General features: G+C 75.5%; 11 protein-coding genes. 3 read left to right on the forward strand and 8 right to left on the reverse strand.

Features of this window, described 5'->3' with window-relative positions:
• Positions 1-116 precede the first annotated feature (116 nt).
• From ACFUEL_RS22590 to ACFUEL_RS22625, 8 genes are all read right to left on the reverse strand, one after another.
• Complete coding sequence (locus ACFUEL_RS22590) at positions 117-800, reverse strand: response regulator (protein ID WP_380238389.1); 684 nt, start codon at positions 798-800, stop codon at positions 117-119.
• Positions 797-2,062: a sensor histidine kinase gene (locus tag ACFUEL_RS22595; protein WP_380238391.1), complete on the reverse strand. Its 1,266-nt coding sequence runs from the start codon at positions 2,060-2,062 to the stop codon at positions 797-799. Before ACFUEL_RS22595 ends, ACFUEL_RS22590 begins: the two co-directional genes overlap by 4 nt.
• A 40-nt stretch (positions 2,063-2,102) precedes the next feature.
• Positions 2,103-2,561, reverse strand: coding sequence for a hypothetical protein (locus tag ACFUEL_RS22600; protein ID WP_380238393.1), 459 nt, complete (start codon positions 2,559-2,561; stop codon positions 2,103-2,105).
• A 79-nt stretch (positions 2,562-2,640) separates the two neighbouring features.
• On the reverse strand, positions 2,641-3,954 hold the full coding sequence (locus ACFUEL_RS22605) for a DUF58 domain-containing protein (protein WP_380238395.1): 1,314 nt from the start codon (positions 3,952-3,954) through the stop codon (positions 2,641-2,643).
• Between the two features lie 73 nt (positions 3,955-4,027).
• Positions 4,028-5,032 (reverse strand): AAA family ATPase, encoded by a 1,005-nt coding sequence (locus ACFUEL_RS22610; RefSeq protein WP_380238397.1) that lies wholly within the window; start codon positions 5,030-5,032, stop codon positions 4,028-4,030.
• Positions 5,011-6,252, reverse strand: coding sequence for a DUF4350 domain-containing protein (locus ACFUEL_RS22615; protein ID WP_380238399.1), 1,242 nt, complete (start codon positions 6,250-6,252; stop codon positions 5,011-5,013). The genes ACFUEL_RS22610 and ACFUEL_RS22615 overlap by 22 nt, the downstream gene beginning before the upstream one ends.
• Entirely contained in the window at positions 6,249-6,926 is a 678-nt protein-coding gene (locus tag ACFUEL_RS22620) for a DUF4129 domain-containing protein (RefSeq protein ID WP_380238401.1), read from the reverse strand. Before ACFUEL_RS22620 ends, ACFUEL_RS22615 begins: the two co-directional genes overlap by 4 nt.
• A gap of 5 nt (positions 6,927-6,931) precedes the next feature.
• Positions 6,932-7,990, reverse strand: a complete 1,059-nt coding sequence (locus ACFUEL_RS22625; protein WP_380238403.1) for a glycerophosphoryl diester phosphodiesterase membrane domain-containing protein — start codon at positions 7,988-7,990, stop codon at positions 6,932-6,934.
• A gap of 227 nt (positions 7,991-8,217) precedes the next feature.
• On the opposite strand from ACFUEL_RS22625, the gene mtrA reads away from it, so the two are divergent.
• The 3 genes from mtrA to ACFUEL_RS22640 are packed head-to-tail and all read left to right on the forward strand — an operon-like array spanning position 8,218 to position 12,828.
• Positions 8,218-8,895 (forward strand): MtrAB system response regulator MtrA, encoded by a 678-nt coding sequence (gene mtrA, locus ACFUEL_RS22630; RefSeq protein ID WP_030459579.1) that lies wholly within the window; start codon positions 8,218-8,220, stop codon positions 8,893-8,895.
• A 2-nt stretch (positions 8,896-8,897) separates the two neighbouring features.
• Positions 8,898-11,000 (forward strand): MtrAB system histidine kinase MtrB, encoded by a 2,103-nt coding sequence (mtrB, locus tag ACFUEL_RS22635; RefSeq protein WP_380238404.1) that lies wholly within the window; start codon positions 8,898-8,900, stop codon positions 10,998-11,000.
• The gene (locus ACFUEL_RS22640) at positions 10,975-12,828 is read left to right on the forward strand and encodes an LpqB family beta-propeller domain-containing protein (protein WP_380238405.1); all 1,854 of its coding nucleotides are present in this window, start codon (positions 10,975-10,977) and stop codon (positions 12,826-12,828) included. The genes mtrB and ACFUEL_RS22640 overlap by 26 nt, the downstream gene beginning before the upstream one ends.
• Positions 12,829-12,935 lie beyond the last annotated feature (107 nt).

The following is a 12,935-nucleotide window of genomic DNA, read 5'->3' on the forward strand; positions in this document are numbered from 1 at the left end:
TCACAGCGCCGATGGTACTGCAGGGGGGACCCTGTGGGAGAGTAGGACGCCGCCGAACAATCTTTCAAAGAAAGGGCCCCAGCCACCAGGCTGGGGCCCTTTCTGCATTTCCGGGATCACCGCGGGCCGGAGCCCGGGACGATCAGCCCGGTTTCGTACGCGTGGATCACCGCCTGGGCGCGGTCGCGGACGCCGAGCTTGGCGAATATGCGGCTGACGTGGGTCTTCACCGTCTGCTCGACGACCACCAGGTGGGCGGCTATTTCGGTGTTGGACAGGCCCCGGGCGAGGAGGATCAGGACTTCGGTCTCCCGTTCGGTGAGGCCGGGGGTCCTGCCGCGGGGGACGAGGGGGACCCGGGAGCGGACGAAGTCCTCCACCAGCCGGCCGAGCACCTGGGGGTCGATCAGGGCGTTGCCGTCGGCGACGGTGCGGACGGCGTGGGCGAGTTCGCCGGGCGGGGCGTGCTTGAGGAGGAAGCCGCTGGCTCCGCTGCGGAGGGCTTCGTAGACGTATTCGTCCAGGTCGAAGGTGGTAAGCATGATGACCCGGGGCGGGGCCGGGGACGGGTCGTCCGGGGGGCGGGTGAGGAGTTCGCGGGTGGCGGTGAGGCCGTCGACGGTGGGCATCCGCACGTCCATGAGGACCACGTCCGGGCGGGTGGAGGCGACGAGTCCGGGGACTTGGTCGCCGTCGGCGGCTTCGCCGACCACTTCGATGTCGGGTTCGGCGTCGAGCAGGGCCCGGAAGCCGGCCCTGATCATGTGCTGGTCGTCGGCGATCACGACTCGGATGGTCACTGGTCGTCCGCGCCCTCTCTGCTGGGGATCGTCGCGGAGACCTGGAAGCCTCCGCCGGGGGTCGGGCCGGCCTCCGCGGTGCCGCCGCAGGTGGCGGCGCGTTCCTTGATGCCGCGCAGGCCGTGTCCGGGGGACGGGGCGCCGGGGGCGGGGACGGCGGCGGTGGCCTGAGGGCGGCCGTTGGTGACGCGCAGGTCCAGCCGGCCGGCGCGGTGGGTGAGCGCGACGGTGACGGGCGTGCCGGGGGCGTGGCGGATCGCGTTGGTGAGGGCCTCCTGGACGATCCGGAAGGCGGCCAACTGTGCGGTGGGCGCGATCCGTCGGTGGTCCGGCAGGGGGCCTTCGAGGCGTACGTCGGCGCCGGTGTCCCGTACGCCGTCGACCAGGGCCGGGAGTTGGGCGAGCCCGGGGAGGGGGGTGCGGGCCGCTTCGGCGGGGTCGGGGGCGTCCTCGCGGAGCAGGCGCAGGACGCGGCGCATCTCGTTGAGCGAGCTGCGGGCCTCCTCGGCGATGGCGGCCAGTTCCTCGCGGACGTCCTGGTCGGCGGCGGCGGACGGGACGCGGTAGGGGGCGCTGTCGGCCCGGGCCACGACGACCGACAGGTGGTGGGCGACGACGTCGTGCAACTCGCGGGCGAGGCGGGCGCGTTCCTCGAGGCGGACGCGGCGGGCGCGTTCGGCGGTGGAGTCCGCGCGTTCGCGGGCCAGGTCGCGGGCCGCCTCGGCGCGGGCGCCGGCCAGTTCGCCGACGAGCGCGGCCGCGGCGGAGACGACGGCGAAGGGCAGCAGGTCGGCCGGGCCGCCGCGGTCGGGCAGCAGGGTGACCAGGAGGGCGCCGGGCAGTTGGCTCGCCGTCCAGCCGGCGGCGAGGGCGCGGCGCCGGCGGGGGGCGGGGCCGGGGTGGCGCAGGCCCAGGAGCACGAGGGCGGTCGACTGGACGAGGATCGAGGTGACCGGCCAGGGCCAGGGTTCGTTCGGGCCGACGGGGGTCAGCAGGGCCGAGCCGGTGCCGCAGGCGGCGGCGCAGGCGGCGGCGGTCGCGGCCCGGGGCCACTTCCACACCAGCAGCAGGGGAGCGCAGCGCAGCACCAGCAGGGTCAGCGGGAGGGCGTTGGTGAGGTGTGCGGACCGGTAGTGCTGGGCCACGTCGAAGGCGCCCAGCGCGGCCAGCAGGAGCAGCCCCGCGGTCCACCCCGCCGTCGCCCGGACGCCCTGGCGGCCGTCCTGCCGTTCGCGCACCGGAATCCCCCGACTCGTCCGCATCACCCAGAGCTTACGCATCGGGCACCGCGCGGGGGGAGGTTCACAGCTGGTGGATCCAGGCCGCCACGAACAGCGCCCCGCCCGCGCAGGCGATCAGCGCGGTGGGCCAGACCCAGGCCCGGGGGCGTTCGCCGCGCAGCAGGTGGGAGCCCAGCCGGGTGTCCAACTCGGCGACCAGCCACAGGAGTCCGAGGGCGGCGGCGGCGAGTGGCGCGCTGAGGGCGGCGTGGACGAGCCAGGCCCCGGCCCGGCTCGGACCGCCCCAGGCGTGGTCGTACGGGCCGGAGTCGACGATGCCGTAGAGGAAGCCGCGGAGGACGGCGAGCAGTTCGACGCCGACGGCGACCAGGGCGAGGGCGCCGAGCGGCAGGCCCACGGCGGAGTGCAGCAGGGCGCGGGCGGGCCGGGGCCGACGGCCGGTCAGGGCGGCGCCGCCCCGGGCCAGGCTGAGCGGGAGCAGGACGGCGGCGCGGCCGAGGGAGCGGGGGGTCGTGGTCATGCCCCGACAGTAGGAAACGGGGGGTGCCGCGGTCGTCACACCGGGGAGCGGGGCCCGGACCCCGTACCGGGGTAGGGGGTCAGAGCCGGCCAGCGGCCTTGAGGGCGAGGTAGGTGTCGGCGAGGGCGGGGGCGACGGACTCCGGCGGGGCGTCCAGGACGGTGACGCCGCGGCGGGTGAGGAGGTCGGCGGTGCGGCGGCGGTCGGCGCGGGTCTGTTCGGCGGCGGCGGCGCCGTAGACGTCCTCGACGGTGGTGCGCGGGGCGCGGACGAGTTCGTCCAGGCGCGGGTCGGCGACGGAGGCGAGGACGACCTCGTGGCGCTTGGTGAGCAGCGGGACCTGCGGGAGCAGGTGCTCCTGGATCTGGTGGGCGTCGAGGCCGGTGAGCAGGACGATCAGCGAGCGGTGCGGGGCCATCCGCAGGGCGGTGGAGGTGAGGGCGCGCAGGTCGGTCTCGATCAGGGCGGGTTCGAGCAGGGCCATCGCGTCGGTGAAGGCGGGGAGCACCTCGGAGGGGGAGCGTCCGGCGACGGCGGCGCGGAGCCGGCGGTCGTGGGCGAGCAGGTCGACCCGGTCGCCGGCCTTGGTGGCGAGCGCGGTGAGCAGCAGCGCGGCGTCCAGGGCGGCGTCCAGCCGGGGGGCGTCGCCGACCCGGCCGGCGGAGGTGCGGCCGGTGTCGAGGACGATCAGGACGTGGCGGTCGCGCTCGGGGCGCCAGGTGCGGACGGCGACGGTGCTGCGGCGGGCGCTGGCGCGCCAGTCGATGGAGCGGACGTCGTCGCCGGGGAGGTACTCGCGCAGGGAGTCGAACTCGGTGCCCTGGCCGCGGGTCAGCACCGAGGTGCGGCCGTCGAGTTCGCGCAGGCGGGCCAGCCGGGAGGGGAGGTGCTTGCGGCTGGTGAAGGGGGGCAGGGCGCGGATGCGCCAGGGCGCGTCCAGGTTGGCCTGGCGGCCGGCCAGGCCGAGCGGGCCGAGGGAGCGGACGGTGACCTTGCCGGAGCGGTGGTCGCCGCGCCGGGTCGGGGCCAGCACGGTGCTGAGGCGGCGGCGCTCGCCGGCGGGGACGGCGAGGGTGTGCCGGGAGGCGGCCGAGGCGGTGCCGGGGGCCCAGGCGGAGGGGTACCAGGCGTCGCGGATCCGGGCGCGCAGCGGGCGGCCGGAGGGGTTGCTGACGAGCAGGTCCACGCGGACGGCCTCGCCGAGCCGGACGGTCGGCTCGCCGGAGCGCTCCAGGCCCAGGCGGCGGACGGGGGCGGCGAGCAGCAGGTCGGCGGTGACGGCGGCGAGCAGGGGCAGCATGACCACGCCGATGCCCGTCCAGGAGGGGAGGAGCAGACCGACCAGGAGGGCGCCGAGGGCGGCGATGAGGGCCGTTCGGCCGGTCAGGGCCATGGGGTGGCTGGGCTCGCTTTCTGGGAGTGCGGACGGCGGTGGGCCGGGGCGCGGGGGCCCCGGCCCGGGTGGGCTACCGGGGTGCGGGCGTCTGGGCGAGGACGGCCTGGATGACGCTGTCGGCGGTGGTGCCCTCCATCTCGGCCTCGGCGCGCAGCTGGACGCGGTGGCGCAGGGTGGGCAGGGCCAGCGCCTTGACGTCGTCGGGGGTGACGTAGTCGCGGCCGGCCAGCCAGGCCCAGGCCCGGGAGGTGTTGAGCAGGGCGGTGGCGCCGCGCGGGGAGACGCCCATGGCGAGCGAGGGCGACTGCCGGGTGGCCCGGACCAGGTCGACGATGTAGGCGAGGACCTCGGGGGAGACCGTCAGCTTCGCGACCTGGGCGCGGGCGGCGGCCAGGTGCGCGGCGGTGGCGACCGGGCGGACGCCGGCCGAGGCGAGGTCGCGCGGGTCGAAGCCGTTCGCGTGCCGGGACAGCACCTGGAACTCCTGGTCGCGGGTCGGCAGCGGGAGGATCAGCTTCATCAGGAAGCGGTCGAGCTGGGCCTCGGGCAGCGGGTAGGTGCCCTCGTACTCGACCGGGTTCTGGGTGGCGGCGACCAGGAACGGCTCGGGGAGCCTGCGGGGCTCGCCGTCGACGGTGACCTGGCGCTCCTCCATGGCCTCCAGCAGGGACGCCTGGGTCTTGGGCGGGGTGCGGTTGATCTCGTCGGCGAGCAGCAGGTTGGTGAAGACCGGGCCGGGCTGGAAGGAGAACTCGGCGGTGCGGGAGTCGTAGACCAGCGAGCCGGTGACGTCGCCGGGCATCAGGTCGGGGGTGAACTGGATGCGCTTGGTCTCCACGTCGAGGGCGGTGGCCAGGGTGCGCACCAGCAGGGTCTTGGCGACGCCGGGGACGCCCTCCAGCAGGACGTGGCCGCCGCAGAGCAGGGCCACGACGATGCCGGTGACGGCGGCGTCCTGGCCGACCACGGCCTTGGCGATCTCCTCGCGCAGGCCGGTGAGGGCGGCGCGGGCGTCGCCGGACTGCGCCGGGACGGTCTTGAGCAGCTGGTCGGTCACGGCTGTCGTACCTGCCATTCCATGTCGTCGAGGTCGTGGGCGAGCCGCAGCAGTGCGGCGTCGTCGGTGGGGGCCGGTCCGTACAGCAGGAGCTGGAGGTCGGCGGCGGGGCGTCCGAGCCTGGCGGCGGCGGCCTCGGTGAGGACGGCCGGGTCGGGTTCCCGGGAGGTGTGCGGGAGGCCGAGGGCGGTGGCGGTGCGGCGGCGGGCGGCGCGGCGCAGCGTCTCGGCGGCGTGGCCGCGTGCGTTCGCCCGGCGGTAGAGCCGGGCGCGGCCCTCGGTGGTCTCGGAGGCGCGGACCACGGCGGGGAGCCGTTCGGTGAGCACCGGGCCGAGGCGGCGGCCGCGCCAGGCGGCGGCGAGCAGGCCGGCGACGAGGAGCTGCAGGGCGCCCCAGTACCAGCCGTCGGGGACGTAGTCGGTGATGTCCCGGTTCTCGTCGGTGGTCCGGGGGGCGGCGCTGCGGTCGAGGGTCTGCCAGACCAGGTTCGGGTGGGCGCCGAGCAGGCCGAGGGCGAGGGCGGCGTTGCCGTCGTGGTCGAGGGCCTGGTTGGTGAGCAGGTCGCCGCTGCCGAGGACGACCACCTGCTGGTCGCCGCGGGTGCGGCTGAGCAGGGTGGTGCGGCTTCCGGCCGGGTAGCAGGCGGTGTCGCCGGGGCGGCCGTCGTAGCTCTGGCCGCCGACGGTGGCGGCGCCGGCGTTGACGGCCTCGGGCAGCGTGCAGTCGGGGGAGAGCGCGGAGAAGCTGCCGGTGGGGTAGCTGGAGGAGGTGACGCCGGGGGCGAAGGCGTTCAGCAGGGGCTGCTCGGGGGCGATCAGGACCAGGCGGCTGCGGGCGCCGCGGTGGTTCGCGGCGAGTTCGGCGAGGTCCTGGTAGGCGAGTTCGTCGGGGTAGGTGAGGACGACGGTGGTGTCGTCGGCGCGCAGGGCGGCGGCGAGCTCGGCGGGGCCGGAGGCGGTGCGCGAGGAGATGCCGTACCGGCCGAGCAGCTGGTCGGCGGCGCGGGTGCCGCGCGGGTCGCCGGCCCGCGGGTCGAGCGGGTAGTAGGCGGAGCCGCCGGGGATGGTCGCGACCAGGCCGGCGGCCAGCAGCACGACCAGGGCGCTCAGCAGCCACCAGCGGGAGCGCCGCCAGCGGGTGCGCGGGCTTGGTCCGGGGCGGCCGGGGGCGGTGGCGGGCGCGGCGCCGGCCGGGTCGGCCGGTTCGGCGGTGGCGGGCGGCGGGGCGGTGGTGGTCATGCGGTTCCTCCGCCGGCCGGGACGGGCTGGGGACGGGTGCGTCCGAGGGCCTGGTCGAGGTCGGCGAGCAGCCGGTAGGCGCGTTCGTCGGCGGGCCGTTCGCCGAACGCGACGTCGTCGAACAGCCGGGCCGCGGAGGCCAGCGGGCCGGCCTGTTCGGGCAGGGCGCGGCCGGCCTCGGCGGCGGCCTCGTCGGCGGTGCGGCCGGGGCGGGGGGAGAGCACGGTGCGTTCCTCCAGGCCGCGGACCAGGGCGCGCATCTGCTCGCGGACGGCGTCCTCCCAGGCGCCGCGGGCGGCGTGCGCGGCGGCGTCGGCGCGGTGCTCGGCGGCGCTGCGCGGGCCCGGGGCGCCGGTGAACAGCGCGCCGCCGGCCCGGGCGGCCCGGCGGGGCGCGCCGTAGCGCCGCCAGGCCAGCACGCCCAGGACGAGGAGGACGACGAGCACGACGGCGAGCGCGGCGTTGCCGCCGCCGCCGAGGGGTTCGGCGATGCCGCCCAGGGCCCGGTCGACCTGCTCCCTGACCCAGTCGTAGCAGCGTTGCACCAGCCCCGGTTCGTGCTGGTGGTAGACGGCCTTGCGGAGTTCCTCGTGCGCGGCCTCGCGGGCCGCGTCGCGCGGTACCCCGACCGGGGCGCCGTCGGCGAGCGGAGCGCCCTCCCCCCAGAGTCCCATGGCGGTCAGGCTCCCGACGGGGTGGTCGCGGCGGCCGGTGCGGGCATGCCGTGGCCGGGCAGGCCGTGGCCGGGCAGGCCGGCGGTGCGGGCGAGTTCCAGGTCGAGGGCCTCGCGGCGGATCCGCTGGTCGGTGTAGATCAGGGCGTCCAGGGCGCCGCCGAGCGGGACGGTGACGGTGCCGGCGACGATGCCGAAGACGGCCAGGGCGGTGATGCTGATTGCGGCGGCGCCGTCGCCGGCGGAGCCGGACAGCCCGTCGACGACCTCGGAGACGATGTCGCCGGGGACGGACAGCACGGCGCCGACCAGGGCCAGGCAGAACCGGAACACCAGCTGCAGGCCGAAGATCCGCCACCAGGAGCCGCGGGACAGCCGCCAGGAGCGCTTGACCGCGCCGAGCACGGGCTGGTGCTCCAGCACCAGGGCGGGCGCGGCCAGGGTCAGCCGGACGGTCAGCCAGACCACCGGCGGCAGGGTGAGCAGCAGCAGGGCCAGCAGTGCGGGCTGGTCGGTGACGGCGGCGAGCACGAACAGCGGGACGAACGCGACGGCGAAGGCGCCGATGCTGATCCCGGCCAGCAGCAGGCAGAGCAGGAGCAGCCGGCCGAACCGGGGCCGGACCTGGGCCCACGCCCGGCCGGCCGAGGTGTCGCGGCCGAGCAGTCCGTTGCCGACGACGGGGGCGAGCAGGCCGGAGGCGAGCACGCCGAAGAGCGTCGCCAGCGGCCACAGGTAGTTGTCGGACAGCAGGGCGGAGGTCTGGTCGCCGCTGACGTGGATCCACCAGTCGATGCCGGCCTGGAGCAGTTGGAGGGCCACGGCGAGGGCCAGGGTGAGTCCGAACGCGGCCCGCCAGTTGCGGCGGACCAGGGCGAACGTGCCGTCCATCAGTTCGCCGAAGCCGAGCGGCCGCAGCGGGACCGGGCCGGTGCCGGGCCCGGCCGGGGCGGCGGACGGGTCGAGGAGGGCGGCGGGTGCGGCGGGGGCCGAGTGGCCGGTTCCGGCGGTGCCGGACGGTGGTTCGGGAGAACCGGGTGAGGTCCAACCCGGGGTCTCGGTCATCGACGCTCCTCGTCGGGGCACCCTGGCTCGGGTGCTTCGGGGTGCTTATCGTGCCATGGTGCGCACGCGTACCCCAGGGGTGTCCCGTTGCTGATCCACAACGGTCCGGACAAGGGGCCGGGACCACAACCTTTGCGATGGTATGACTGGTTCGGTGTACGGCCGGGAGTGCGGAACGACGCACCCGTGCGGCGCAGGTCACATTCGGGTGATGAGAAGATGGAGACATGAAGGGACGTGTCCTCGTCGTCGATGACGACACCGCACTGGCCGAGATGCTCGGCATCGTGCTGCGTGGTGAAGGTTTTGAGCCGTTTTTCGTCGCTGACGGGGACAAGGCGCTGGCCGCCTTCCGGGAGACCAAGCCGGACCTCGTGCTGCTCGACCTGATGCTGCCCGGACGGGACGGCATCGACGTCTGCCGGCAGATCCGGGCCGAGTCGGGCATCCCGATCGTCATGCTGACCGCGAAGACCGACACGGTCGACATCGTGGTCGGCCTGGAGTCGGGCGCCGACGACTACGTGACCAAGCCGTTCAAGCCCAAGGAACTGGTCGCCCGGGTGCGCGCCCGGCTGCGCCGGGCCGAGGAGCCCACGCCCGAGCAGCTGACCATCGGCGACCTGGTGATCGACGTCGCCGGGCACTCGGTCAAGCGCGAGGGCCGCGGCATCCCGCTGACGCCGCTGGAGTTCGACCTGCTGGTCGCGCTGGCCCGCAAGCCCTGGCAGGTGTTCACCCGCGAGGTGCTGCTGGAGCAGGTCTGGGGCTACCGGCACGCGGCGGACACCCGCCTGGTCAACGTGCACGTGCAGCGCCTGCGCTCCAAGATCGAGAAGGACCCGGAGCGTCCGGAGATCGTGGTCACCGTGCGCGGTGTCGGTTACAAGGCCGGGCCCAGCTGAGGATGAGCGACACCGGGGCCGACCACTCCCCGTCGGACGACCGGTCCGGCGGGGAGCACGCTGTGCGCGGGGACGTGCTGAGTTCCACCACCGGCAGGCCGCGCCGGCGCCGGTGGTGGACGGTGCTGCTCGCGCCGCTGGTCCGCCCCTTCCGGCACCCGGTGGGCCGGCTGCTGGCGCTCTACCGCCGCTCGATCCAGCTGCGGGTGGTCGCGATGACCCTGCTGCTGTCCTTTGTGGTGGTGCTGGTGCTCGGCGTGGTGGTGGTCGCCCAGGTGCGCACCGGCCTGCTGGAGGCCAAGCAGAAGTCCGCGCACGGGCAGGCCCTGGGCGGCTTCCAGATCGAGCAGGACAAGATCAACGAGGCGGTCAACCTCCAGGCCAAGGCCGGTGCGACCGCCGATCCGACCCGCGACCAGATCAACGCCTGGCTGACCAAGCAGGTCTCCGACCTGGCCTCCGGCGGCTCCGGCGTCTACTCGGTGATCGCGCTCGCCCCCGGCGACCAGCAGGTCAGCGCCCCCAGCGCCGGCCTGCTCGGCGCCCGCTACTCCGGCACGATCCTGCCCGACTCGATCACCCCCGACCTGCGCCGCGCGGTCGCCGCCGACCCGACCAACCCGAAGGAGCAGCCGGTCGAGCTGCACCGCGCCCCGAACAGCCAGACCCCGCCCGGCGACGACAAGGGCCTGGCGATCGGCAAGCAGTTCACCGGCCCGGACGGCAAGCCGTACCAGCTGTACTACGTCTTCTCCTTCTACCAGGAGACCTCCACCCTCAACCTGGTGATCGGCACCCTGGCCACCGCCGGGCTGTTCCTGGTGATCCTGCTCGGCTGCATCGCCTGGGTGGTGGTCCGCCAGGTCGTCACGCCGGTGCGGATGGCCGCCGGGATCTCCGAGCGGCTCGCCGCCGGCCACTTCGACGAGCGGATGAAGGTCACCGGCACCGACGACATCGCCCGCCTGGGCGAGTCGTTCAACCGGATGGCCAACGGCCTGCAGGCGCAGATCCGCAAGCTGGAGGAGCTCTCCCGGGTGCAGCGCCGCTTCGTCTCGGACGTCTCGCACGAGCTGCGCACCCCGCTGACCACCGTCCGGATGGCCGCCGACCTGATCTACGACAGCCGCGAGGACCTGGACCCGATGGCGGCCCGCTCCGCCGAACTGCTCCAGGACCAGCTGGACCGCTTCGAGTCGCTGCTCGCCGACCTGCTGGAGATCAGCCGGTTCGACGCGGGCGCGGCGATCCTGGACGCCGAACCGGTCGACCTGCGCGACATCGTGACCCGGGTGGTGGAGGCCGCCGACCCGCTGGCCCGGGCCAAGGGCAGCGCGGTGCTGATCCGCGGCGCCGAGAACCCGGTGCTGGCCGAGGTCGACGGCCGCCGGATCGAGCGCATCCTGCGCAACCTGGTGGTCAACGCCCTGGAGCACGGCGAGGGCCGGGACGTGGTGATCCGGCTCGGCTCGGCCGAGGGCGCGGTCGCCGTCGGCGTGCGCGACTACGGCATCGGCCTCAAGCCGGGCGAGGCGTCCCGGGTGTTCCACCGCTTCTGGCGGGCCGACCCGTCCCGGGTGCGGACCACCGGCGGCACCGGCCTCGGCCTGTCCATCGCGGTCGAGGACGCCCACCTGCACGGCGGCTGGCTCCAGGCGTGGGGCGAGCCCGGCGGCGGCTCGCACTTCCGGCTGACCCTGCCGCGCACCCGCGGCGGCGAGATCTCCCGGGCCCCGTTCCGGCTGGAGCCGGAGGACTCCCGCTACAACCGCGGGATGTCCTCGGCGGGCGCCCCCTACCGCCGCGCCGCGCGCGGCGCGGGCGCGCTGCCCGGCGGCGAGTCCACGTCCGTCCCGGAGACCCCGGACACCGACCGGCACGCCTTCGGCCCCGGCCTCGGCGGCGTGCTCAGCATCGGCCCCGGCCTGGGCCGGCCCGCCGCCGCCCCGGTCTCCGACCCCTCGGACGTCACGGGTTACGGTGCCACCGGCGCGCAGGTCGTGGTCGACCGGGGCCGCCCGAACCCGTCGGCCCCGCCCGCCCCGGACACCGCCGACACCGACCAGGAGGGGACCGCCGGTGGACAGGACCGACAGGACGGCTGACCGGCGGGTCCTCGCGGTGGGCTGGGCGGTGCTGCTGGCGACCGCCGCGACCGGCTGCGTCTCGATGCCCTCCAGCGGCGACCCGCACACCCTGGAGGTCTCGCAGAACGCCGCCGACAGCCTCCAGGTGCACGTCTACCCGGTCGCCCCGCACAAGGGCGAGAGCCCCCGGGACCTGCTGGCCGGCTTCCTGGACTCCTCCAACGCCGACCAGGCCAACTACGACACCGCCAAGCAGTACCTGACCTCCGCCGCCGCCGGGAACTGGAAGCCGGACGAGGGCGTGGTGGTGCTGGACGGCGCCCCGGTCCTGAGCGGCACCGCCGTCGCCGACGACGACACCACCGTCCGGATGACCGTCGGCGGCAAGCAGGTCGCCGGGCTGGACGCCCAGCACACCTACAAGGTCCACACCGGCGAGACCTACCGCGAGGCGTTCACCTTCGTGAAGGTGCCCGACGGCCCCGACAAGGGCGAGTGGCGGATCAGCGACCTGCCGAACGGCCTGATCGTCGACCAGACCAACTTCAAGAACACCTACAAGCCGGTCCACCGGTACTTCTTCGCGGCGAACGACCCCTCCACCGCCCGCCCGCAGGCCGCCCAGGTGCTGGTGCCCGACCCGATCTACCTGCGCCGCCGAATAGACCCGCTGACCGAGGCCGCCCAGGCCGCCGCGGCCGGCCCGTCCCGCTGGCTCGACCCGGTGGCCACCTCCGCGCTGGACGGCGTCCGGGTGCGCAGCGCCGTCATCGGCGACAACCGGGTGGCCACCGTCAAGCTGGAGGGCGGCGACCCGGCCGCCTGCAAGCAGATGGCCCAGCAGCTCTTCCAGACCCTGGCCGACCAGCAGAGCAAGCTGGACCGGCTCGACCTGTCGACCGGCGGCGGCGGCTGCTCGCTCAGCAGCACCGAGGCCGCGCTGGTCGCCCCCGGCGTGCTGGCCGGCGCCGAGAACGGCGTGCAGGCGTTCATCCAGCTCTCGGACGGCCGGCTCACCCGCTACTACCAGGAGGGGACGGGGCCCACCCCCGTCCCCGGCGTGCTCGGCCAGGTGCCGCAGGCCGGCCAGTTCCGCCCCGGCACCGTTGCGGTCCGCCGGGACACCGCCGTCGCCGCCGTGGTCGGCGCCGACGGCCGCGACCTGGTCGAGGCCGAGCTCACCGACGGCGGCAAGTACGGCGAGCCGATCGTGCACAGCGCCGCCCCCGAGGCCGGCAAGGGCCTGGCCTCGCCCAGCTGGGACGGCCGGCAGGACCTCTGGCTGGTCGACCGGGACCCGGCCCGGCCCCGGGTGCTGATGGTGCGCGACCGCGCCGTCGTGGAGGCCGCGGTCGAGGGGCTGGACGGGCGCACCGTGCAGTCGCTGCGGATCTCCTCCGACGGCACCCGGATCGCCCTGCTGGTCGGCCGGGCCGGCGGCCCCACCCGGCTGCTGCTCGGCCTGGTCCAGCACGGCGGCACCTCGAAGGAGCCGACCGCCCGGATCACCGCGCTGACCGACATCGCGCCCCAGCTGACCGAGGTCGCCGCCGTCGCCTGGGGCGACACCGACCAGCTGGTGGTGCTCGGCAAGGAGACCGACCGGCTGCAGCAGCTGTACTTCCTGAGCACCGACGGCTCGCAGTCCACCGACTACCCGCTGCAGGGCGGCAGCGCCATGACGGCGCTCTCCGCGACCGAGGCCCGGCTGTCGGCCGACCCGACCAACCCGGCCAACCCGGCCGTGCTCACCTCCTCCGAGGAGGGCCTGTACCGGCTCAAGGACAACCAGTGGCACGAGGTGTCCGACAAGCCCCAGGCCAAGGCGTTCATCTACCCGGGCTGAGCCCGGCCTCCCCGGCGGCCTCCCCCGCCGCCGCGCCGCGCCGCCCGGCCCCCGCACCGCGCCGGGCGGTCGCCGCGACGGTGGCCGCCGCCCGCGGCGGGCAGCCC

The organism is Kitasatospora sp. NPDC057198, from assembly GCF_042670125.1.
Taxonomy (GTDB): domain Bacteria; phylum Actinomycetota; class Actinomycetes; order Streptomycetales; family Streptomycetaceae; genus Kitasatospora.